General features: G+C 55.6%; 24 protein-coding genes and 1 pseudogene. 22 read left to right on the top strand and 3 right to left on the bottom strand.

The window, feature by feature from the left end:
- The first annotated feature begins 21 nt into the window (after positions 1-21).
- From BLW11_RS24310 to BLW11_RS17885, 12 genes are all read left to right on the top strand, one after another.
- Complete coding sequence (locus BLW11_RS24310; RefSeq protein ID WP_082136273.1) at positions 22-324, top strand: polymorphic toxin type 50 domain-containing protein; 303 nt, start codon at positions 22-24, stop codon at positions 322-324.
- Complete coding sequence (locus BLW11_RS17945) at positions 281-646, top strand: MafI2 family immunity protein (RefSeq protein ID WP_241486167.1); 366 nt, start codon at positions 281-283, stop codon at positions 644-646. Before BLW11_RS24310 ends, BLW11_RS17945 begins: the two co-directional genes overlap by 44 nt.
- A gap of 1,355 nt (positions 647-2,001) precedes the next feature.
- The gene (locus tag BLW11_RS23885) at positions 2,002-2,247 is read left to right on the top strand and encodes a hypothetical protein (RefSeq protein ID WP_053069573.1); all 246 of its coding nucleotides are present in this window, start codon (positions 2,002-2,004) and stop codon (positions 2,245-2,247) included.
- Positions 2,244-2,552, top strand: coding sequence for a DUF3630 family protein (locus BLW11_RS17925; RefSeq protein WP_048361492.1), 309 nt, complete (start codon positions 2,244-2,246; stop codon positions 2,550-2,552). Before BLW11_RS23885 ends, BLW11_RS17925 begins: the two co-directional genes overlap by 4 nt.
- 326 nt (positions 2,553-2,878) lie before the next feature.
- Positions 2,879-3,166, top strand: coding sequence for a hypothetical protein (locus BLW11_RS17920; RefSeq protein WP_048361493.1), 288 nt, complete (start codon positions 2,879-2,881; stop codon positions 3,164-3,166).
- A gap of 438 nt (positions 3,167-3,604) precedes the next feature.
- The gene (locus tag BLW11_RS17910) at positions 3,605-4,117 is read left to right on the top strand and encodes a hypothetical protein (protein ID WP_048361494.1); all 513 of its coding nucleotides are present in this window, start codon (positions 3,605-3,607) and stop codon (positions 4,115-4,117) included.
- Positions 4,118-4,490: 373 nt separating this feature from the next.
- Complete coding sequence (locus BLW11_RS17900; protein ID WP_048361496.1) at positions 4,491-4,814, top strand: hypothetical protein; 324 nt, start codon at positions 4,491-4,493, stop codon at positions 4,812-4,814.
- 61 nt (positions 4,815-4,875) lie between these two features.
- On the top strand, positions 4,876-4,992 hold the full coding sequence (locus tag BLW11_RS24200) for a colicin E5-related ribonuclease (RefSeq protein ID WP_139272562.1): 117 nt from the start codon (positions 4,876-4,878) through the stop codon (positions 4,990-4,992).
- A 37-nt stretch (positions 4,993-5,029) separates the two neighbouring features.
- On the top strand, positions 5,030-5,110 hold the full coding sequence (locus BLW11_RS24195) for a colicin E5-related ribonuclease (protein WP_341864618.1): 81 nt from the start codon (positions 5,030-5,032) through the stop codon (positions 5,108-5,110).
- Positions 5,101-5,421 carry a hypothetical protein gene (locus tag BLW11_RS17895; RefSeq protein ID WP_169774231.1) on the top strand — a complete coding sequence of 107 codons (321 nt, stop codon included), beginning with the start codon at positions 5,101-5,103 and terminating at the stop codon, positions 5,419-5,421. The genes BLW11_RS24195 and BLW11_RS17895 overlap by 10 nt, the downstream gene beginning before the upstream one ends.
- 29 nt (positions 5,422-5,450) lie before the next feature.
- Complete coding sequence (locus BLW11_RS17890; protein ID WP_241486168.1) at positions 5,451-5,768, top strand: ParB N-terminal domain-containing protein; 318 nt, start codon at positions 5,451-5,453, stop codon at positions 5,766-5,768.
- A gap of 41 nt (positions 5,769-5,809) precedes the next feature.
- On the top strand, positions 5,810-6,244 hold the full coding sequence (locus BLW11_RS17885) for a pentapeptide repeat-containing protein (protein WP_244156421.1): 435 nt from the start codon (positions 5,810-5,812) through the stop codon (positions 6,242-6,244).
- A 110-nt stretch (positions 6,245-6,354) separates the two neighbouring features.
- Here the strand turns inward: BLW11_RS17885 and BLW11_RS17880 are convergent.
- Positions 6,355-7,081, bottom strand: a pseudogene (locus BLW11_RS17880) (IS256 family transposase); the annotation flags it as partial.
- Between BLW11_RS17880 and BLW11_RS24020 the strand changes: the two are divergent.
- Entirely contained in the window at positions 7,059-7,244 is a 186-nt protein-coding gene (locus tag BLW11_RS24020; RefSeq protein WP_162200697.1) for a hypothetical protein, read from the top strand. The pseudogene BLW11_RS17880 and the gene BLW11_RS24020 sit on opposite strands and share 23 nt — an antisense overlap.
- On the opposite strand, the gene BLW11_RS17875 is transcribed toward BLW11_RS24020, so the two are convergent.
- Positions 7,219-9,183, bottom strand: a complete 1,965-nt coding sequence (locus BLW11_RS17875; protein WP_048361499.1) for an avidin/streptavidin family protein — start codon at positions 9,181-9,183, stop codon at positions 7,219-7,221. The genes BLW11_RS24020 and BLW11_RS17875 overlap by 26 nt on opposite strands.
- Positions 9,184-9,933: 750 nt before the next feature.
- On the opposite strand from BLW11_RS17875, the gene BLW11_RS17870 reads away from it, so the two are divergent.
- A complete protein-coding gene (locus tag BLW11_RS17870; RefSeq protein WP_048361500.1) occupies positions 9,934-11,205 on the top strand; it encodes an OmpP1/FadL family transporter in 1,272 nt (423 codons plus the stop codon).
- 62 nt (positions 11,206-11,267) lie between these two features.
- Here the strand turns inward: BLW11_RS17870 and BLW11_RS17865 are convergent, their stop codons facing one another.
- On the bottom strand, positions 11,268-12,176 hold the full coding sequence (locus BLW11_RS17865) for a LysR family transcriptional regulator (protein ID WP_048361501.1): 909 nt from the start codon (positions 12,174-12,176) through the stop codon (positions 11,268-11,270).
- 127 nt (positions 12,177-12,303) lie between these two features.
- On the opposite strand from BLW11_RS17865, the gene BLW11_RS17860 reads away from it, so the two are divergent.
- The 8 genes from BLW11_RS17860 (at position 12,304) to dctM (ending at position 20,946) form a co-directional block, all read left to right on the top strand.
- Positions 12,304-13,131: an HTD2 family dehydratase gene (locus BLW11_RS17860; protein ID WP_048361502.1), complete on the top strand. Its 828-nt coding sequence runs from the start codon at positions 12,304-12,306 to the stop codon at positions 13,129-13,131.
- Between the two features lie 22 nt (positions 13,132-13,153).
- Positions 13,154-14,317: an acyl-CoA dehydrogenase family protein gene (locus BLW11_RS17855; protein ID WP_048361503.1), complete on the top strand. Its 1,164-nt coding sequence runs from the start codon at positions 13,154-13,156 to the stop codon at positions 14,315-14,317.
- Positions 14,318-14,354: 37 nt separating this feature from the next.
- Complete coding sequence (locus BLW11_RS17850; protein WP_048361504.1) at positions 14,355-15,737, top strand: MmgE/PrpD family protein; 1,383 nt, start codon at positions 14,355-14,357, stop codon at positions 15,735-15,737.
- Positions 15,734-16,939: a CaiB/BaiF CoA transferase family protein gene (locus BLW11_RS17845; RefSeq protein WP_048361505.1), complete on the top strand. Its 1,206-nt coding sequence runs from the start codon at positions 15,734-15,736 to the stop codon at positions 16,937-16,939. Before BLW11_RS17850 ends, BLW11_RS17845 begins: the two co-directional genes overlap by 4 nt.
- A gap of 35 nt (positions 16,940-16,974) precedes the next feature.
- Complete coding sequence (locus tag BLW11_RS17840; RefSeq protein WP_048361506.1) at positions 16,975-17,802, top strand: HpcH/HpaI aldolase/citrate lyase family protein; 828 nt, start codon at positions 16,975-16,977, stop codon at positions 17,800-17,802.
- An 86-nt stretch (positions 17,803-17,888) separates the two neighbouring features.
- Positions 17,889-18,881 (top strand): TRAP transporter substrate-binding protein, encoded by a 993-nt coding sequence (locus tag BLW11_RS17835; RefSeq protein ID WP_048361507.1) that lies wholly within the window; start codon positions 17,889-17,891, stop codon positions 18,879-18,881.
- 149 nt (positions 18,882-19,030) lie between these two features.
- Complete coding sequence (locus tag BLW11_RS17830) at positions 19,031-19,669, top strand: TRAP transporter small permease (RefSeq protein WP_048361508.1); 639 nt, start codon at positions 19,031-19,033, stop codon at positions 19,667-19,669.
- Entirely contained in the window at positions 19,666-20,946 is a 1,281-nt protein-coding gene (gene dctM, locus BLW11_RS17825) for a C4-dicarboxylate TRAP transporter large permease protein DctM (protein WP_048361509.1), read from the top strand. The genes BLW11_RS17830 and dctM overlap by 4 nt, the downstream gene beginning before the upstream one ends.
- Positions 20,947-20,984 lie beyond the last annotated feature (38 nt).

Here is a 20,984-nt window from a genome sequence, read left to right as displayed (position 1 = left end):
GGTGCAAAAGCGACAGGCAAACTGCCTGTTCCCAACGATCTTCCGACAAATATCCATGCAGGACAGCAGGGGAAACATATCAGAGGCCATAATAACTTTGAGGAAGGACGTAGTTTTTTTAACAATGGCGTCGACCCGGCTGAACTTTTAGGTGGAGTCCACAGTGGTAAATATCCGATTATTGGTACCGGGGCTCGTGGTAACCCAATTGTGGATTTTGGAAGACCGGTAGGTATTGACGGGCGGACAGGGCAGCCTGTAACCAAAGGTCAAGTCCACTATGGGAAAAATGGTGCCCATATTGTTCCAGATGCGAGGAACTGAGATGCTATTCGCGACAAAATTGCCGGATTGGCTCGTGGCGTGCTTCCGCATTGCACTACTTGGCGAGATATACACTAATATTAGAGCCATCGCCGTCGGATATCATGATAGTGGTTTTGTGCTAATTCGATACTATCTTGATCGTCAGCCAACAGACTTTGATTTGGAGAGCCTGGAGGTTGTAGCTACAAATTTAGATGCACTGGGAGGGAAAGAGCAGGCGATCAACAAAATTGATATCCAGTGCGTGCATGCAGCGGGTGCTAAGCGAGATTTAGATCCGATTAGTGGATTTGTCTACTCTAGACGAGAGCACGAATAAAATGGTGCAAAAGCAACAACTAAGGTAATTACCGAGTTTGGGCCTATGAATCAGGGCCCGTTACCGAAAGGAATCGCGGACACATTTCGTAGCGGTACGTACTCAGAGGTCGTTACTCAACAACCGACCACGTTGTATCGTGTTTATGGTGGGACTTCGCAGGAGCTGGGTGGCTATTGGACAGCGACAAAGCCAGCGGACCCTGTCCAGTCGATTATTGACAGCGCTTTGAAACCCGAATGGGGGAGTACTGCTACAAAGGTGGTCAAAATTGAAGTTCCTATAGGAACTAAGTATTTTGAAGGCGTCGCTGCTCCTCAAGGTGGACTAGTTGGGGGTGGTAACCAGGTGTTGTTTCCGAAAGATTTCAAAATTGACACTTCTTGGATAAAGCAATGAATGAGTGTAATTGGGAAGTTGTAGAGGGGTTTTCATCTCCTAGGGAGTATGAACGATTTTCTGCCTGGATCACCGAACAGGTTAAATCTGGGATAACAGAGCAGACTCCTGTTCAGGACAGCTATGCGGGGCCAGGATTTGAAGAGAAATGGTTCAAGTGTATAGTGTCAAATGAAACGTGGAGATTGGTTTCCCCTCAAGCTCCTTTTAAAGGATATTGGGGGCCAGTTTAGAGAAGCCGGGTATTGAGTTGGTGCAAAAGGTAGTGCGTTCGCTGGGAAAAACATTGATGATTTGTCGAATGCAGGAAAACTGCTTGATCCGGCCGATAAATCAGGACAACTTTCATTAGCGGGTCGAGCACTCCAAAAACACGGTAGTCGTGAAGGCAGTGCGTTTCCTAGCGTTAAAGGGAGCCCTTCTGAAATCAACGCTCAAGGTCAAAAAATAGCTGACGAAATCTTGAGCAATCCGGCGGCCACCGTAACCTACAAAGACACCGGTAGATTTGGGAAGGTTATGGATGTGATTGCCCCTGATGGCCGTGGACTTCGCTACGATTCAAATGGGAAATTTATTGGTTTGTTGGAGCCCCCGAAGCCATGAATCTTTTATCTACTGTAATAACAAGCCCCCCAGATCGAGAGAATTGTGTATTCGAGATTTGGGCGGGGTCGAGTCAGTTGGCTGAGGTATCACATGAGCCAGGAAGACCAATTGAAATAGAAATTTATCCCCCCGTTGAGGGAGGTAAATGGAATTTCAATCTTGAGGACCTTATGACTGCTTTGCATCAGGCGACTAAGACTTTAGCTTCTCACGAATAAGTTGGGGCAAAAGGGACTCCTGCTTGGGATAACGCAATATCTAAAGCTGACGGAGACTTCGGGTATCTCCCGCCTGTCCGGCAAAACTATGTTAAAGATGTTTACGACTTACAAGGAACTGTGGACAAGATGCGTGCTAGCGGCGCTAGTGCAGAAGACGTCGCAAAGTATGCCTATGGCGCAAGAAACGAGCTAAAAATGAAGTGCAGGGAATATACACCTTCGGAAATGCTTGATGTAATTGACGCAAGAAACTTGGAGCGATATGGCAACAAGGTTGGACCTGCATTTGATGATCTAGTTAAAAAAGGTAAAACTTTTGATCAGATAATTGAAAGTTCTACACGGGCTGGCGGTGGAGACCTTTTCCAATGAAGAGATTTATTGATGATAAAGTTTATGCTCTTGGTCGTATGAAGTCTGGGGGGTTGTATGCGGAGCTTATTTCTGATGTGGGCTGGGAAGGTTTCCCTAATTATGCGGAGGAATTTATTAAGCTCTTCTCTGGTAGTATCATTAGTAGAAATGATGCTGTTGATACTAGAGTTTGGGGGGTGATTATAAAAGGCCAGTCCCTACGATTGGTTTACGAAGACTTTCCAGTGATGATTAGTTTGGAGTCGCAAAGTGAAGGGGGGGACCGATTTGTCGAAGAGTTAAGAGAGGTTTTGATAAGTTAGGTGGTACTTCGGGGCAAAAGGCGTTCCCTCTATTCCTGACTCAGGAGCAAGCAGTGCAGCTAATGCTGCTAGACTCAAAATGAAATGGTTGCTGAACAGGCGGCCGGAGCAAGGGCACCTACACAGATCACTAGCTATTCAAATCACGCATTGGAGCAATTTGCAGGAAGGGATGGCGGCATTGGTGTTAGCCCGTCTGCACTCAGTAGCGCTTGGTCTAGCCCTCTAAAAATTGAATATGTCCCTTCAAAGTACGGTCCAACATTCAGGTACACGGGGACGGATGCAGTCATAGTGGTCAATGCTGAAGGTAAAGTGGTCACCGGTTGGGGGAAATCATCTTCGGGGACTGGAAAATGAGCTGTGTCTTAACGAGCGCCCAATGGCAGCTTTTACTTGCGTTGTGCTTTTTAGTGGGAGAATTGCAACTGGAACTAGCTGAGAAATTACTTCATGGTTCAATATCATCGAGTGAGATTGACGAGCTATGCGAGCTGATTTCCAATGAGTTCATGATGAACGGCATAGAGGAAAGCTTTGAACCGAATAGTTATGGCCTTGAGCTAGAACTGCTTCTGGATGCTGTCAACAGAAGGCGCGGTCAAGCGCGTTAGTGTTTTGTAATTTTCCGGCTCTTTTGTTGGTGCAAAAGCCGCAGGTGAAGCAGCAATACCTGTGTCCGGTCGAGTGCAATCTCGTATAAATATTGCCAATGGGCGCACGGAAACTACCCCGCTCCGTGATACTGTAAAACCTGTATCTGCGGGCTTTGATCACGTTTTGAAAGGTCATTTCGACGTAGAAGTCTCCAATTCCCGCTCTGTGTTTACTATTAGCCCAAATGAGTTGAAGGGGGTTCTTCAGAGCAGCCCAGTCGCTAAGTCACCTTTTACTGCGCTACCAGATGGTCAATTTGTAAGAACTGTTGATACGGGCAGAGTCATCGGAACTACTACGTTGAAAGATGGAGGTGTTCCTACATCTGTGATAAAAGTATTTACTGATAAAGCAGGTAATTTGATAACAGCTTTCCCAGCTAAGGCAGTGAACTAATGCGATCTCTCCCTGTGTATGTGTGGCGTGAGCTTCAACTGGCTATGACGCTGCTAGATGAGAGTTCATCTTTAAGGGAGACTCTTGGGGTGGTTCTTTCGTGGATTAGGGGGAACTACAAATACTTCACGGTTGAGCCGTTTTTGACCTATGGGATTGATGAATTTTCGCATATTGATGAGAATTTGATGCCGGTTGAGTTTTCGTCCTTCCTGCCTAGCGATATAGCTCATTTAAAAAAAGTGATTTTTGGGTATCAAGCTAATGAGGCCGAGCCTATTGCGAGATTTCTACGTGACACAATGGAAGCGTTGATAACTGTTGAGGCCGATAGACAATGTCCTAGGTGTCAATCCGACGGGGTGCGTATTTTTATCGGTAGATATAACGGGTTGCTTGCTTACCAGTGTAACGTCTGTGGTCAGTCCACTTACTCAGATGGTTCTAAGGTGGGTGGTGGAGAGTTAGAGTTTGTGAGTGAGAAAAGACTACGAGAACTCAACATGATTTAATGGTGCAAAAGCGACAGGCGAAGCTGCAATTCATGTCCCTGGCCGAGTGCAGTCACGGATTAACCTTCAAACTGGTACAAACAAATTCGGCATGAATCATATCCTCAAGGAGCACTTGAGCGGAAAAGCCAATAAGAGTCAGTTTAATATGCCTGAAGGGGAGTTGCGGCAACTGTTGCAGAGTAATCAGGTGGTTAGCTCACCTGTTGTCAAAACACTTGAAAGCAAGACTCATGGAATTTTGTATGTTAGGCAGGTAGATGTTGGCAGGGCTATAGGGACGGACTACCTAAAAAACAATAATACAACCTCAATTATTACCACGCAACCTGACAGGTTTGGAAATATAGTTACGGCATTTCCGGGTATATAAATGAACAAGGCGGAGATTGAGAGTGAGTTGCTGGGGTCGCGTAAATGGTTCGACTCTAATGAGGCTGTTGCGATTAAGGATTTTCTTGCGAGAGAGTTCGGGGTGCTTATGAGTCTGTTTGTTCTGCATCACCATTTCGGTCAATCTGAAGAGCATTATGTGGTAATGATAGATGGGAAGTATATTGCGGAGCTTGAGGTGAGTAACAGCGAAATTGTGGGTTTTGATAAATATGAGCTTGCCAATTATTTAAAAGATAATCCGAAAATGCCAAGGCTCTTTAGGTTTCGTATAGAGACTGCACAGGCCCTAAGTGCCCTATAAATAGTAGTTTAACGGTGCAAAAGGAATTTCAATAACTATTGAACCAAAGATTGCCGATCAAATGGGCAAGCGGGGCTGGACGGAAAGCTCTACACAGTCTGTCATCGATAAACCAATCAAAACGGTTGTGACGAAAGATACTCGTTTTGATACTGTGTCGGGGGGGGCGCCTCAATGATCCAGCTACTGGGTATATCGCTAAGGACGGCTCTTATGTGGTGAGGAATGATCGCACGGGAGCGATTGTCCAAGTCTCTAATAAAAATGATCCTGAGTGGGTTGCGCCATGGGACTGATTGCAGAAGTGTCCGTAGAAGATTTGCCTGTTACTCCTACATTGATGTGGAATGGTACCCCTTTGTTTGATGTCGGCGATGGAGTTAGACTGGTCGACTATTGCAAAAATAATGGTATTGCAGTTCTTGGTATGGAAGGATTTAAAATCAATGGGAGTAAGAGGGTTTCAGATATAGATTGTATCGTTGATTTTTCTGCGTCGTTAAATGAAATAGATTTCGCTGTGAAGTCGGTGGAAGCGAGCAGGCTCATTATTGAAAGTATGATCGGTAGTGGGGTTTTGATGGAGTTTGTGTTGATTAGAGTTTAGTTGGTGCAAAAGCGACAGTTCAGGGGCCCTTGGTTTCTAAAGGGTCAGATGTTACGCCAGAGATCATTCAAAAAGCATTACAAGGGGATCTTGCTATTAGCGGTCAAAATTTTGTTTCATTATCTGCTATTCAGAGATATGTTGATCGCCTTCTTAAGGGGGATGTCGCTCCTCCAATTAAGATGGTTGGCAATGTGATTGTTGATGGGAATCATCGTTACATCGCTGCAAAAATTTTAGGGCGAAGTCCCGAGGTAGCACCAGGAACTTTGTCACCCAGTAAAGCTGGACAGACCAAATCTGTATCTGATGTGAAAATTGATCTGGTAGATTGGGGGAATAGATGATAACTATCTGCTTTCAGACAGGCGAGACCCTAGATTTGCCTTTGGACAATCTAGCTAATTCTATATTTAGTGGAATGGAGCTGCATCGTGCAATTTTTGACGGTTTTGATGTTTCTGGAGCTGACTTTACAAAATCGAATTTGAGAAATGCGTCTTTTAATTACTCTATATTGAGTGGTGCGGTACTGCATGGTGCTGCTCTTATGAATGCGACGCTAGTTGGGGCGCAGATGAAGAAGGTGGATCTTTCCGGTGTTGTCGCAATTGGGGCTGATTTTACCGAGGCAGATCTTTCATTGTCTGATCTAAGAAATGCTGATGTTTGTGGTGCTATTTTTATAAGGGCTAATTTATGCGGCGTTAATTTTGAAGTTAAAAGAATAGAAGGTGCTTTTTTTTCTGGTGCGATTTATAACGAGTTTACAGTTTGGCCTAAAGGTTTCGATCCTGTGATGTTTGGTGCTAGCGAAGTTTAATTGGAATTCTAGTCGGTGCGGAAGTGACAGTGCAGGGCTTTGAAGCAAAAGCGACAGGTGTCTCTCTGGACAACGTAGCCAGTAAGTGCCTAAACATAACTGATCACTTAACGCACAGTCATGTTGATCGATTCGATGGCGTTGGTGGTGTAGATCACTTTGCGAATTTCGGCTGGCTGGATAGTAAAAAACGGGATCATCCGAGGCCAGTTTCGCCGCCATGACAGGCTGATCGACTGATACTCAGCGTCCCATTTTGCTTCAAATTCGCAGAGCCGTTATTCAGCCAATTCAGCGCTGGCCGAGGTACAAATCAGCTTGAGATCAGCCGCGACTTCCTTCTGCCGTTTCCAGGACACGAAGTTCAAGCTGTTGCGAACCATGTGCACGATGCACAGCTGAATGACGGTTTTCGGGTAACCGTTTCAATCGCCTCAGGGAAGCCTTTGAGGCCGTCCACGCAGGCGATGAAGATGTCCTGCACGCCTCGATCTTCAGCTCGGTGACCAAGTGCAGCCAGAACTTGACGCCTTCGGTTTGCGCGCCCCACAAGCCCAGCACTTCCTTGTGGCCCGCCATATTGACGCCGATAGCCAGGTAAATCGCCTTGTTGCGCACTTTGACGTGAATGCAGCCCAGGTAGAGGATCGGGTGCAGCGCGTCCAGCGGCCTTACCTACCAGAGCTCGACCTTGTCACTCACCGCGTCGGTAATCGCCGAGATGAGGTTGGGAGAGACCTCTGTGCCGTACATTTCCTGCAAGTGCGCCTGATTTTCTCTGACACTCAAACTGCGAGCGTAGAGGGAGATGACTTTGTCATCGAAGCCCGTCCAGCGCACCGTCACCCGGCATAAAAGCAGCAACGGCTACCGCACCGAACGAACTTACTTCGTGGACAACGCCGCCCGCATCGAAGCGGCGAACAGCCTGTCCCTGCAATCTGGGCGCGACGTCAACAGTATCGGCAGCCTGATTATTTGTCTTGCCGAGAAAAGGTAAGGGACTTAACTCGTGTCTGCAAATAGCTATGCTCTGCAGTGGTTGGCGAGCTGGTCATGATCAGGAGGTTCACGTTTTGTTCTTTTAATTCGAGGGTCCCTGATAGAGACCGAGCTGTAGATCCCGCAAGTCCTGCCGTTGTGAGACTTACAGATTGCAATGGCAGCCCGCTGGTCTGGGCATTGATGTCGGTGAAACCGCAGATGTCGACTTCTCCTTCATCTGATGTCAGTCGGCCAAGTACATAACCAAATGCATGGTGACTGCACGCATGGATCCTCAGGCTCAAGCGGGTTCCATCTGTGGCCAGCCAGCTACCGCTCAAGGGGTCCGCTATCTCGGGCAACGATGATGGTGCTGCAAGAGGTCTTTCAGCGTGCACGCTGGCAACCCTGCGGAACGCCAACTTGTCGACGTAGGTTCCTTGCTCAACCCGCTCCGGGAAGTCACTACTGGCTACCAGCAAGTGCGATAGCACTAAAGTGTCTTCTCCCTTCACCCGGTGGATCTGCCCGCATAGCCCTGAAGACCAGTTCCAGCTGGGGTCAGCAGGACCTTCGCCCAGGGAGTGCCATTCGATGGCCAGTGCTATCGGAAGTCCCAGTTCCAGTTCTTGCTGAATGATGGAGGGCACTTGATAGCCGGTGACTTCGTATAGGCCTGTCGAGCCGGTAGATGACTGATAGGTACCTGATATCCGCCCCCTATCGACAGTGAGCGTCATTCTCGAACCGTAATCATTCTGCCAGGTACCCGCGGCCGACAGCGGCAGGAGAGGGGGGGCGGCCCGGGTAACAGAGTCGAGAATGCGCTTTCCTCGGGTTATGGCTCTGGGGGCGATATCGAAGTTTTTTGAGGATGACCGGGTAATGATCTGCGGCCCGTTCGGGCGATTGAAGAGCCATGCGCCAACGGGTGCCAGGGAGTAGGCACCGGGGCAACATTGCACCACGCGATACTCGTAGACGGTGTAGCAAAGCTCCATTACCAGAGAACCGACAAGTACCAGATCGGCAGGCCCCAATGGTTCGAACTGAGGAAGTGTCCGGCCTTTGTCGGGACCCTCCTCAATCAATACGTTGTAGGTGTCGGCCCCGAGGGTGATCTCGCCATCGGCAAAGCCAAGGACCACCTGCGGGTGGTCACCTTGAGCGATTCGTTCCAGGGTGTGGCGCATAAGCCGCTCGTCTCCTTTGAACTGGGAAGAGCCGGAGTCCAGGACAAAGGTCAGGTCTTTGGCCAGGATTTCGCCGCCGACGGCATAAGACATGAGTGGTGTGGACCAGATGTACTCCACTCCAGCCATTTTGCTGTAGAGGGACCATGGCAGAAACAGGTGAGGGCCTTGGGTCTTGCTGGCATCTACAGCGCCCAACTGGCAGCTGCCGCGACCCGAAACGGGATCCCAGTCGAAGGCGATAAAGGGCTGCTGCGGATCAATCTTGCCGGTGTTCATCAACTCCTGGAACACGAACGAACTACGGCCATCGGCATAGGTACTGCTGCAGGGCAGGCCAATACCACCGTCCCAGTCCAATTGGCGAAACTGTGAACTGGTGTAGTCCGTCGCCAGTAGAAGCCGGGTGGGCAGCGTTGTCTGGTTGACGATCAGCACGTCCGATCCCGACTCGACTTGCATCGTTCCCCATGGGCCAAAACTGTAGGGCCTTTGCAGGCAGTCGGTGAAGCTGAAGCTGCTGGAAGTCTTATGGTTAAACCGGCCAGCGCTGTAGTGCTGACAACGATCAGGTGCGCAGAGGCTGGAGGTCACCCAGGTGATGTTGGTTCCAGTGTCCAGTGCCAGCTTTAACGGTTGCCCCGGAGTGCCGATTTGAACGGTCGAGTACCACGGTGTGGCACCGTTGTTCTGGAAGGGGCCGCGATGCATGGCGAGGGTAAACCCCGCAAGCTGATATGTATTGTCCAAGGTGAACTCCATTTCCGACAATCGTGGTTGTCACCCTTGTGGGCGACGAGTTGAAGCAATGGATGCGGCAGGCATCCATGCTTGAGCCGCAATTCAAGCTCAGCCACAGGGTGGCTGATGTCGGTCACTGCCGATTGCTTTCGTCTGAAAGCGCGATAGGGTTCATTTCAGCCCGGTGTCTTGCCCTCGGTTTCGGGAATTAACAGTGCCAACGGCCCGGTTAACGGTGCTACAGCTTTTGCAGTCGGCGGGTATCTTGCTGGTTGTGCAGATCGAGGGTGAATTGCACAAAGAGGTGAATGGCGAAGTACAAAAGAGTTATTAACTTGATATGTAACTTGAGTGTCATGCCCAGGGGAAGTAAGTAAGGCGGTAGCGGGTCAAGTATCAGTGATGTGCTGGAAATTTCATGCGCTGACTTATATATAGATATAAGGCCATAAGCTTGTTTGTTTACTTGCTGAAGTGTGTTTTGGGGAAGGCAGGAGGCTGGGGTGGCGCTGCAAAGCCCTGCGCCAGACAGTTCGTCGCACATTCCGGTAACTTGAAAGTGGGTTTATTACAATGAATCGGAGCCCATAAAGTGTTTAAAAAGTCAGGTTCAATGGGTCGCGCAGATCATCCGGTATTTACGTGCTGAATAACGCGCCTATCTTGTAGAATTGTCCTACAGATATAAGTTTGTTTATAGAGAACAGCCTATGGCGCGCTGATAAAAATGTTGGTAGTTTCCGCACCCGTTGATCACAGGAAACTCTAATAATGAAAAAAGTAATGCCCAAGACCCTCCTTGCGCTTGCCGTTGCACTTTCGTCTTCACCGCTACTGGCCAGCGGTCTTGCTATTAATGAACAAAGCATCAGCGGGATGGGTACCGGGTTCGCAGGCCGATCGTCCTCTGCCGATGATGCCAGCACCGTGTATGGCAACCCTGCCGGCATGGCGCGCCTGAAGCAGGAACAGGTCAGTGCGGGTTCCGCCGTCCTCGTCGCAAAATCCGATATCAGCGATACCCGCAGTACCTTCGGCGGCAAGGAAGACGGCGATATGGTTCCGCTCACTGCGGTGCCCATGGGCTACTACGTCAAACCGATAGATGAGCACTGGGCTTTCGGCGTTGGTTTCTACGTGCCCTACGGTTTGATCACCGACTATGGCAGCGGTTTTGCGGGTCGCTACTTCGCCAACAAAAGCCGGATCCAGGTGATGACGTTCCAGCCAACGGTCAGTTACGCCTTTAACGATAAGGTGTCGATCGGCTTTGGTCCGACCATCAACCGCATCGACGGCGAATTGACTTCGCAGGTGCCAAACGTCCTCAGCCCTGGCAGCAACGACGGCAAGGTGAAGATCAAGGGTGATGACACCGCCTTCGGTTTCAATGCCGGCATTCTGGTGCAGGCCACTGACCAGACGCGTGTGGGCCTGACCTATCATTCCAAGGTCAGCTATCACCTCAAAGGCGACACCAAGGTCACCGGCGGCACGTTCAGCCTGCTGGGCCTTAGCGGGCAGAGCTACGATGCCAAGCTGGACCTGGACACGCCGGAGTCGGTGGACTTTTCGGTCACTCATCAGCTCAATGATGACTGGACCCTGTACATGGGCAGTACCTGGACACGCTGGAGCCGCCTGAAGGACATCACCGTCGAGAACAGCGGTGTCAGCCCGCGCCTGGGGGGTTCGCTCAACACCATCACCGAAGAACAGAACTGGCATGACACCTGGGCCCACGCCATCGGTGCCGCATATCAGCTGAACGCCAAGTGGGTACTGCGCACAGGTTTGTCGGTCGACCAGTCGCCGACCAACAACGCCAACCGCTCACCCCGAATTCCTACCGGGGACCGCACGGCCATCAGCTTTGGCGCCGGCTGGACGCCTGTCAGTAATATTACGGTCGATCTCGCGTACTCCTATCTGTGGGAAGAGAGCGTCAAGATCAACGACAGCTCGGCCACCAAGGGGGCTTACAGCTCCAGGTTCAAGAACAGCGCCAGCGGTTTCGGTTCGTCGATTACTTACCGTTTCTGATCCGTTACCTGCAGCGACTTCGATCCTGACTGCTCCACTGCGGGGCAGTCGCACTGGGGTGTTCAAGCATCCTGCTCTGCGGTCTTGTGGTGCGTCAGCAGGTTGTTGATCAGGGCCCGGGTCACTGTGGGCAGCGCTTGCAGGTCACGCACCAGCACACTTCGCTCACGAACCCGCCAGGGTTCGTCCAGCTCGATCACCGCCAACCCCATGGTGCGTTGATGACGACGGGCTGAAGACTCCGGCAATACGGCCAGGCCCACTCCCGCTTCGACCATCCGGCACATCGCCTCGAAACTGTAGACCTTGATCCGCATGTTCAGGGTCATGCCGTGCAGGGCTACCTGTTCATTCAAAAAACGCAGCAGGGTAGTGCCTTCGTGCAAGCCGATATGGGGGTAGGCCAGTGTCTCGGCCAGTTTGACCGTCTTGCGCCCGGCCAGCGGGTGGTCGAGGGGCGTGACCAGTACCAGCTGGTCGGTACTGAAGTGGATGACCTGCAAGCTGTCGGCCTCGACCGGGCCGGCGATGATGCCCATGTCCGTTGAGCCATCCATGACGCCACGCACAATGTCGCGGCTCAGCCGCTCCTGCAGGTCCACCGTCACGCCCGGTCGTTCGGCGAGAAAACCGGCAAGGATCTCAGGCAGGAATTCGGTGGCCGCCGTGGTGTTTGCGAAGATCTTGATATGCCCGCTGGCCTCGGCGCCGTACTCGGTGAACTCGCTTTTCATGTAGTCCACCTGGCGCATGATCACTCGCGCATGGTGCAGAAACAGCTCGCCCGCAGGGGTCAGCTCGACGCCCCGGCTATCCCGGTACAACAGGCGGCTGGCAAGGTTTTCTTCCAGGCTCTTGATCCGGGCACTGGCTGCTGCCGGCGAAATGAACGCCTTGCGCGCACCCTGGGTCAGGCTGGGGGACTCGGCGATATGGATGAACAGACGCAGGTCGACTAAATCCAGGTGCATGGCTGATGTCCGTTAGATGTGTTCAGCGTTAAGCAAAACCGAACGCCCCCTTACCGAAACGCAGATTCACAGATCGCCCTGCTTTTGGCAATCATGGCCAAAATAACAAGCCACGGGGATATCACCGATGAGCGATAACGCACTGGCCGCCTGGATCGGTCGTACCGAAGAGATCCACGAACATCTGAGCCTCGACCAGGTAACCCGTATTGCCGCCACTCTGGGGGAGCGGGTACCGCAGGCCGCAGAACCCTTGCCGGCGCTGTGGCAGTGGTGTTTTTTCCAGCCGGCGGTGGAAGAAAGCGGCCTGGGAGGCGATGGCCATCCGGCCCGCGGAGGCTTTCTGCCACCCGCCGACAACCGCCACCGCATGTGGGCGGGTGGTCGTGTCGAGTTTCACACTGCGCTCAAGGTGGGCGCCCGGGCGACGCGGATTTCCACCATCACCCATGTTCAGCAAAAGCAGGGCAAGACCGGCTCGCTGCTTTTCGTCACTGTGCAGCATGACTACCTGCAGGGCGGGCAACTGGCGATCCGCGAAGAGCAGGACATCGTCTACCGCGAGCCGACGCCACCCAAGCTCGCGAGCGGCGACCCGTTGCCCGAGGGCGCCTGGCAGGAGTCCGTCACGCCCACGCCCACTTTGTTGTTCCGCTACTCAGCAGTGACCTTCAATGGCCACCGCATCCACTACGACTGGCCTTACGCAACCGAGACCGAGGGCTACCCGGGTCTGGTGGTTCATGGGCCGCTGATGGCCACGCTGAGTCTACGCGCTTTCTGCCGGGCCAATCCCGCTGCACGCCTGCGGCGCTTCGCCTATCGCGGCGTTCGCCCGTTGATTGCGCCTCATCCCTTTGAGGTGAGCGGTCGTGTTATCGCTGCGGGCAAGGCCGAGTTGTGGGTGGGCAATGCCGAGGGTGTGGCCCAAAAGGGCGAAGTGACCTTCGATTGAATAATGACAATAAGGATCTGCAATGAATCCGTATCTGAACGAAGATTACAACGCCATTCGCGAGGGTGTGCGCGCCCTGTGTGCCGAGTTCCCGGCGGAGTACTGGCGCAAGATCGACGAAGAAAAGGGCTTTCCCGAAGCGTTTGTTGGCGCCATGACAAAGGCCGGCTGGTTGTCGGCAATGATCCCTGAACAGTACGGCGGCTCAGGCCTGGGGCTGGCAGAGGCTTCGGTGATTCTGGAAGAGGTCAACCACTGCGGCGGCAACTCCGGCACCGTGCATGGCCAGATGTACAACATGTTCACGTTGCTGCGCCACGGCAGTGAGGAACAGAAGAACTACTACCTGCCCAAACTGGCCAGCGGCGAACTGCGCCTGCAATCCATGGGCGTGACCGAGCCTTCTACCGGCACCGATACCACCAAGATCAAGACCACCGCCGTGCGCCAGGGCGACAGTTACGTGATCAACGGCCAGAAGGTCTGGATCTCGCGGGTTCAGCACTCGGACCTGATGATCCTGCTGGCCCGCACCACGCCGCTGGCGGAGGTCGGGAAAAAAGTCGACGGCATGTCGATCTTCCTGGTCGATCTGCGCGAGGCCATCGGCAACGGCTTGACCGTGCAGCCGATTGCCAACATGGTCAATCACGAGACCAACGAGCTGTTCTTCGACAACCTGCACATCCCGGCCAGCAGCCTGATCGGCGAAGAGGGCAAGGGTTTTCGCTACATTCTCGACGGGCTCAATGCCGAGCGTACGCTGATCGCCGCCGAGTGCATCGGTGACGGTCGCTGGTTCAATGAAAAGTCCGCGCAGTACGCCCGTGAGCGGGTGGTGTTCGGCCGCCCGATCGGGCAGAACCAGGGTGTGCAGTTCCCGATCGCCGAAGCCCACATCGAGCTGGAAGCCGCCGACCTGATGCGCTGGCGCGCCTGTGAGGAATACGACAGCGGGCGCAGCGCCGGCGCGGCGGCCAACATGGCCAAGTACCTGGCGGCCAAAGCCAGCTGGGAAGCGGCCAATGCCTGCCTGCAGACCCACGGCGGCTTCGGCTTTGCCACTGAGTACGACGTCGAGCGCAAGTTCCGCGAGACCCGTCTGTACCAGGTGGCGCCCATTTCCACCAACCTGATCCTGTCCTACGTGGCCGAGCACCTGCTCGAGTTGCCGCGTTCCTTCTAACCAGGCTCTGACATTAGCCCTCGATGGAGAACGCTGCATGAGTCAGCACACTCAAGCGCTCACGGAGTTTTTAGCCAACCTGCATTACGAGCAGTTGCCTGAAGCCGTTATCAGCCGCACCGAAGACCTGTTTCTTGACTGGCTGGGCTCGGCCCTGGCCAGCCAGGCTTCGCATCCGATCCCGTTGTTCGAGCGTTATGCGGCGAAGATGGGCCCGGCCAGCGGGCCGGCCGGCATTTTGGTCAATGGCACGTCCAGCTCCGCGTATTTCGCCGCGCTGGTCAATGGTGCCAGCTCGCACCTGGTAGAGCAGGACGACCTGCACAACAGCTCCGTGCTGCACCCGGCGACGGTGGTGTTCCCGGCCGTGCTGGCTGCCGCCCAGGACCTGGGCAAAACCGGCCGCGAACTGATCGTTGCTGCCGTCGCCGGGTATGAAGCCGGCATTCGTATCGGTGAGTTCCTCGGCCGCTCGCACTATCGCATCTTCCACACCACCGCCACGGTGGGCACCCTGGCGGCGGCGGTCGGGGTGGGCAAACTGATGGGCTTCAATCAGGAGCAGTTCACCGATGTGCTCGGCAGCGCGGGCACCCAGGCAGCCGGACTGTGGGAGTTTCTGCGGGATGCGGCTGACTCCAAGCAATTGCACACCGCCAAGGCGGCCGCCGATGGCCTGCTGGCCGCCTACCTGACCGCCGAAGGGCTGAGCGGCGCTAAAAACATTCTCGAAGGCGAGCAGGGCATGGCCGCCGGAATGTCCAGCGACGCCAATCCGGCCTGCTTGTCCGACCGCCTGGGCAGTCGCTGGGCACTGACTGAAACCTCGTTCAAGTTTCACGCTTCGTGCCGCCACACGCACCCGGCGGCGGATGCTTTGCTGGAGCTGATGCAGCGCGAGCAACTGCGGGCCCAGGACATTGCCAGCGTCACCACGCGGGTCCATCAGGGCGCCATCGACGTCCTGGGCCGCGTGCGGGTGCCACAGACCGTCCACCAGGCCAAGTTTTCCATGGGCACGGTGCTGGGCCTGATCGCTGTTTACGGCAAGGCCGGCTTGCCCGAGTTCCACCAGCATTCGCTGACCGATCCGCGCATCGCCGACTTTTGCTCCAGGGTGTGCATGGTGCTGGACGAGGAAGTCGACGGCGCCTATCCGCAGCGCTGGCTGGGGCGGGTGGAGGTGACCACGGTGCAGGGCCGGACCTTGCGCGGTCGCATCGATGAGCCCAAGGGCGACCCGGGCAATACCCTGAGTCGCGCCGAGCTGGAAGACAAGTTTCGCCGCTTGCTGGCCTTCTCGGGTGCGCGCAATGACGCACAGGCCACGGGCCTCATCGGGCGGGTCTGGCAACTGCGCCACCTTGACGACCTTGGCGTCCTGACCCGCCTCCCGGCTTCTGTAGAGAACGCATCATGACCGACACCATCGCCAAACCCCGCCCGCTGGACGGCATTACCGTCGTCAGCCTGGAGCACGCCATTGCGGCGCCGTTTTGCACCCGGCAGCTGGCCGACCTGGGGGCGCGGGTGATCAAGATCGAACGCCCCGGCTCCGGTGACTTCGCCCGTGACTATGACGAGCGGGTCAATGGCCTGGCCTCGCACTTTGTGTGGACCAACCGCTCCAAAGAAAGCCTGACCCTGAACGTCAAGCAACAGCCTGCCGGGGAGGTACTCGACAAGCTGCTGGCCACGGCCGATGTGCTGGTGCAGAACCTCGCGCCGGGTGCGGCAGAGCGCATGGGGCTGTCTTATGCAGCGCTGCATGAGCGCTTCCCGCGGTTGATCGTCTGCGATATTTCCGGCTACGGGGAGGGCGGGCCCTACGAGCAGAAAAAGGCCTACGACCTGCTGATCCAGAGCGAAGGCGGGTTTCTGTCCGTCACCGGCGGGCCGGGGGAACACGACATGGCCAAAGCCGGCTGCTCCATTGCCGATATCGCGGCGGGCATGTACGCCTACACCGGCGTGCTGTCGGCACTGTTGCTGCGCGACAAGACCGGCGAGGGCAGCCGCATTGATGTGTCGATGCTCGAAAGCCTGGTGGAGTGGATGAACTATCCGTTGTATTACGCCTACGACGGCGCTGCGCCGCCCCCCAGAGCCGGTGCCGCACACGCCACTATCTACCCCTATGGCCCGTTCCCCGCAGGTGACGGCGGCACGGTGATGCTCGGCCTGCAGAACGAACGTGAATGGCAGCAGTTCTGCAACAAGGTGTTGCTACAGCCGGGGCTGGCGCAAGACATACGCTTTAATGCAAACGCGCGGCGTTCGCAGAACCGTGCCGAGTTGCGGGCCATCATCGTTGATGCTTTTGCGCAGATGAGCGCCGATGAGGTCATTGCAAGGCTCGACGCGGCGTCGATTGCCAACGCCCATGTCAACGACATGGCAGGGGTTTGGGCACATCCGCAGCTTCAGGCCCGCGATCGCTGGCGCGAGGTGGACAGCCCCGCGGGCAAGCTGCCGGCGCTGCTGCCACCAGGTCGCAATAGCGCTTTTGAACCGCGAATGGATGCGGTGCCGCATTTGGGGGAACACACCGACAGCCTGCTGACCGAACTGGGTTATGGGGCGGATGACATCCAGGGTCTTCACCAACAGGGAGCGGTGTGAGGCTTTTGCCTCGCCCCCCGGCACGGAGCATCTTCATGGATCAAACCATTGTTCGTTCAGCGCTGTTTGTCCCGGCTACCCGGCCCGAACGTATTGCCAAGGCACTGGGCAGCGGCGCCGATGCGGTCATCGTCGACCTTGAGGACGCCGTTGCGGAAAACCTCAAGGCGCAGGCGCGGGCCAATCTGGACGCTTTTCTGGATGCCAACCCCCAGGCGCGGGTGCTGGTGCGCATCAATGCACCGGAACACCAACAGCAGGCGGCTGATCTGGCGTTATGCCTTCGTCAGCCCGGGGTGGTGGCCGTATTGCTGCCCAAGGCGCAAAGCGCCGCGCAGGTCGAGCGGGCTGCGGCGTGCGGCAAGCCCGTCTGGCCCATCATCGAAAGCGCCAGAGGCCTGCTGGAGTTGCCAGCCATTGCCCAAGCGGGCGGGGTAGAGCGCCTGACGTTCGGCGCATTGGATCTGGGCCTGGATCTGGGCCTGGCCAGCGGCACAGACGCTTCGCAACGGATTCTCGACCAGGCGCGCTACGCCATTCTCCTTCACAGCACGCTGGCGCATCTGGCGCCGCCGCTGGACAGCGTATTCCCGGACATCAAGAACAGCGAAGGCATGACCCGCATGGCTGCCGATGCCCGGGATATGGGTTTTGGCGGCCTGCTGTGCATCCACCCCAGTCAGGTTGCACTGATTCACGACACCTTTATGCCCGGCCATGAAGAGCTCGACCGGGCCCGGCGGGTTCTGGCGGCGGTCGCCAGCGGGGACGGGGTATTCGTGGTCGACGGGCAAATGGTCGATGCACCGGTGATCGAACATGCCCGACGAGTTTTGCGGCGAGCCGGTTCGCCGTATGCCTGAGTCGGGAGACACGCGGCATTTGCAACAAACGAAGTTCAGGCAACACCAGGCACTACCAAACTTATAACAACAAGAGGTATGTCCCCATGTTCAAGCACACCCTAAAGGCGTTGGTCTGCGCATTCCCGTTATTCGCAGGTTTTGCGAGCGCTGCCGACCCCATCAGTATCAAGTTCGCCCACGTCGTCGCCGAGCACACGCCCAAGGGGCAGGGCGCACTGCTGTTCAAAAAACTCGCTGAAGAGCGTTTGCCCGGGCAGGTCAAGGTCGAGGTCTATCCGAACTCCTCGTTGTTCGGTGACGGCAAGGAAATGGAAGCGCTGCTGCTGGGAGACGTGCAACTGCTGGCGCCGTCGCTGGCCAAATTCGAGCACTATTCCAAGCCGATCCAGATTTTCGACTTGCCGTTCCTGTTCAACGACATCAACGCGCTCGACCGCTTCCAGCAGAGCCCGCAAGGTCAGGCACTGCTCAAATCCATGGAGGGCAAGGGCCTGACCGGCCTGGGTTATTGGCACAACGGCATGAAGCAGTTGTCTGCCAACAAGGCGTTGTACGAGCCCAAGGATGCCCGCGGCCTGAAGTTCCGGGTGCAGGCGTCCGCGGTTCTGGATGAGCAGTTCAAGGCCCTGCGCGCCGCGCCGCGCAAGATGAGCTTTGCCGAGGTCTACCAGGGTTTGCAGACCGGCGTGGTCAATGGCACCGAGAACACCTGGTCGAACTACGAGAGCCAGAACGTGTATGAGGTGCAGAAGTTCTTCACCGAGTCCGATCATGGCGCCATCGACTACATGGTGATCACCAACACCAAGTTCTGGAACGGTTTGCCCGCAGACGTACGCAGCACCCTGGATGCGGTGATGGCCGAGGTCACGGTCGAGGTGAACAAGCAGGCCGAGGTGCTGAACGCGGCCTCCCGGCAGCGGATCGTGGACGCGGGCACCAGCGAAATCATCATCCTTACCCCTGAACAGCGCGAGATGTGGCGTGAGTCCATGCGCCCGGTGTGGAAGAAGTTCGAAGGCGACATTGGCGTCGATCTGATCCAGGCCGCCGAACAGGCCAACCAAAGCAGCTAAGCGCAGCCAGGACCCATGACTGTTGCGGGCGCTCCCGTGGGATCGCCTGCGGCAGCGTCTGCGGCGCGAAAGCCGGTGGCCAACATGCCGCCTGGACTTCATCGGTCCCATTGCTCGCTTCTCGACCGCTCTTTCAAGGGAGATAACCCATGCACGCTGTCGTTCGTGTCTGGAATCACGCGGAAGAAATGCTGGTGGCGTTCCTGCTTGCAGGCATGACCCTGGTCACTTTCGCGTACGTGGTGTTCAACAATCTTTATGGCATTTTCTACTCGCTGGGGGATTCGCTGCCCTTCGCCAACGAGGCCATGCTCGGCGTCGGCGACTCCATTCTGTACGTCGCCCAGGAGATGACCTGGAGCGTGGCGCTGACCAAGGCCATGTTCGGCTGGCTGATCTTTGTGGGCCTGGCCTGGGGCGTGCGCATCGGCGCGCACATTGGTGTCGACCTGCTGGTGCGCCAGTTCAACCCCGCCAACCAGAGGCGCATAGCCTTGCTCGCAGTCGCCATCTGCCTAGGCTACTGCGCCCTGATGGCCTACTCCAGCGAACAGTGGGTCGCCACGCTGTACCGGGTTGGTACCGGTGCAGAAGACCTGGACCGTTTCGGCATTCGTCAGTGGCATATCGTGATGATCGTGCCCATCGGCTTTGCCCTGATGTTCGTACGTTTCCTGCAAATATTTGTTCGCATCCTGCAGGGCAAACAGCAAGGCCTGGGCCTGCACAGTGAAGTGGATGACGCCGTGAAACTGGCCGAAAACGACAAGTCGGAGCACATCAAATGACGATCGCTTTCCTGTTTGTCGCCCTGTTCGTGCTGATGTTTATCGGCATTCCAGTGGCCATTTCCCTGGGGTTGTCCGGGGCCATGACCATCCTGTTTTTCAGCAACGACTCGGTGCGTTCGCTGGCGATCAAGCTGTTTGAAACCAGCGAGCACTACACGCTGCTGGCCATTCCGTTCTTTCTGCTGTCCGGTGCATTCATGACCAGCGGAGGCGTGGCCAGGCGCCTGATCGACTTCGCCAACGCCTGTGTGGGGCACATCAAGGGTGGCCTGGCCATCGCTGCGATCCTTGCCTGCATGCTGTTCGCGGCATTGAGCGGCTCGTCGCCGGCCACGGTGGCGGCGGTCGGCTCTATCGTCATCGCCGGCATGGTGCGCTCCGGCTACAAGCAGGATTTCGCCGCCGGTATCGTCTGCAACGCCGGGACCCTGGGCATTCTGATTCCGCCTTCGATCGTTATGGTGGTTTACGCCACCGCGACCGAAACCTCGGTGGGCAAGCTGTTTATGGCCGGTGTGGTGCCGGGCCTGCTGCTGGGCCTCGTGTTGATGGTCACCATCTACATCATGGCCCGGGTCAAAAACATGCCTGCGCTGCCGCGTGCCTCGTTCAAGGAGATCATGACCGCAGGCCGCAAAGCCGGTTGGGGCCTGATGCTGATCGTGATCATTCTGGGCGGCATCTACTCGGGTATGTTCACGCCGACGGAAGCAGCAGCCGTGGCTGCGGTCTATGCCGCGTTCGTGGCCATCTTCGTCTACAAGGACATGACCGTTCGCGAATGCCCAAAGGTGATTATCGAGGCGGGAAAACTGAGCGTGGTGCTGATGTTCATCATCGCCAACGCCATGCTTTTCGCCCACGTGCTGACCACCGAGCAGATCCCGCAGTCGATCACCGCCTGGGTGGTTGAGCAGGGTTTTACGCCGGTCGAGTTCCTGCTGGTGGTCAACATTGTGCTGCTGGTGGCAGGCACCTTTATGGAGCCCTCCGCGATTATCCTGATCCTCGCGCCGATCCTGTTCCCGATCGCCATGCAACTGGGCATCGACCCCATCCACCTGGGCATCATCATGGTGGTGAACATGGAAATCGGGCTGATCACACCGCCAACCGGCCTCAACCTGTTTGTCACCTCGGCAGTCACGGGCATGCCGCTGACCCGCGTGGTGCGAGCGGTATCGCCGTGGCTGCTGGTGATGCTGGCCTTCTTGGTCCTGGTGACGTACGTGCCTTTCGTTTCCCTGGCACTGCCGAACTGGCTGGGGATGTAATTACGACGCGGGGTGGGCGACTAAATCTGTAGCCGCTG

The organism is Pseudomonas deceptionensis, from assembly GCF_900106095.1.
Classification (GTDB): domain Bacteria; phylum Pseudomonadota; class Gammaproteobacteria; order Pseudomonadales; family Pseudomonadaceae; genus Aquipseudomonas; species Aquipseudomonas deceptionensis.
The sequence above is the reverse complement of the archived record's forward strand: the minus strand, read 5'-3'. Positions and strand labels throughout refer to the sequence as shown.

Bases quoted from the DNA above. Each gene is read 5' to 3' on its own strand.
- BLW11_RS17840 (WP_048361506.1), top strand. From the start codon at position 16,975: ATGGATCAAACCATTGTTCGTTCAGCGCTGTTTGTCCCGGCTACCCGG.
- BLW11_RS17925 (WP_048361492.1), top strand. From the start codon at position 2,244: ATGAAGAGATTTATTGATGATAAAGTTTATGCTCTTGGTCGTATGAAG.
- BLW11_RS24200 (WP_139272562.1), top strand. From the start codon at position 4,876: ATGGGCAAGCGGGGCTGGACGGAAAGCTCTACACAGTCTGTCATCGAT.
- BLW11_RS17875 (WP_048361499.1), bottom strand. From the start codon at position 9,183: ATGGAGTTCACCTTGGACAATACATATCAGCTTGCGGGGTTTACCCTC.
- BLW11_RS17945 (WP_241486167.1), top strand. From the start codon at position 281: ATGGGAAAAATGGTGCCCATATTGTTCCAGATGCGAGGAACTGAGATG.
- BLW11_RS17900 (WP_048361496.1), top strand. From the start codon at position 4,491: ATGAACAAGGCGGAGATTGAGAGTGAGTTGCTGGGGTCGCGTAAATGG.
- BLW11_RS17855 (WP_048361503.1), top strand. From the start codon at position 13,154: ATGAATCCGTATCTGAACGAAGATTACAACGCCATTCGCGAGGGTGTG.
- dctM (WP_048361509.1), top strand. From the start codon at position 19,666: ATGACGATCGCTTTCCTGTTTGTCGCCCTGTTCGTGCTGATGTTTATC.
- BLW11_RS17850 (WP_048361504.1), top strand. From the start codon at position 14,355: ATGAGTCAGCACACTCAAGCGCTCACGGAGTTTTTAGCCAACCTGCAT.
- BLW11_RS17910 (WP_048361494.1), top strand. From the start codon at position 3,605: ATGCGATCTCTCCCTGTGTATGTGTGGCGTGAGCTTCAACTGGCTATG.
- BLW11_RS17845 (WP_048361505.1), top strand. From the start codon at position 15,734: ATGACCGACACCATCGCCAAACCCCGCCCGCTGGACGGCATTACCGTC.
- BLW11_RS17865 (WP_048361501.1), bottom strand. From the start codon at position 12,176: ATGCACCTGGATTTAGTCGACCTGCGTCTGTTCATCCATATCGCCGAG.
- BLW11_RS23885 (WP_053069573.1), top strand. From the start codon at position 2,002: ATGCGTGCTAGCGGCGCTAGTGCAGAAGACGTCGCAAAGTATGCCTAT.
- BLW11_RS17830 (WP_048361508.1), top strand. From the start codon at position 19,031: ATGCACGCTGTCGTTCGTGTCTGGAATCACGCGGAAGAAATGCTGGTG.
- BLW11_RS17860 (WP_048361502.1), top strand. From the start codon at position 12,304: ATGAGCGATAACGCACTGGCCGCCTGGATCGGTCGTACCGAAGAGATC.
- BLW11_RS17895 (WP_169774231.1), top strand. From the start codon at position 5,101: ATGGGACTGATTGCAGAAGTGTCCGTAGAAGATTTGCCTGTTACTCCT.
- BLW11_RS17870 (WP_048361500.1), top strand. From the start codon at position 9,934: ATGAAAAAAGTAATGCCCAAGACCCTCCTTGCGCTTGCCGTTGCACTT.
- BLW11_RS17835 (WP_048361507.1), top strand. From the start codon at position 17,889: ATGTTCAAGCACACCCTAAAGGCGTTGGTCTGCGCATTCCCGTTATTC.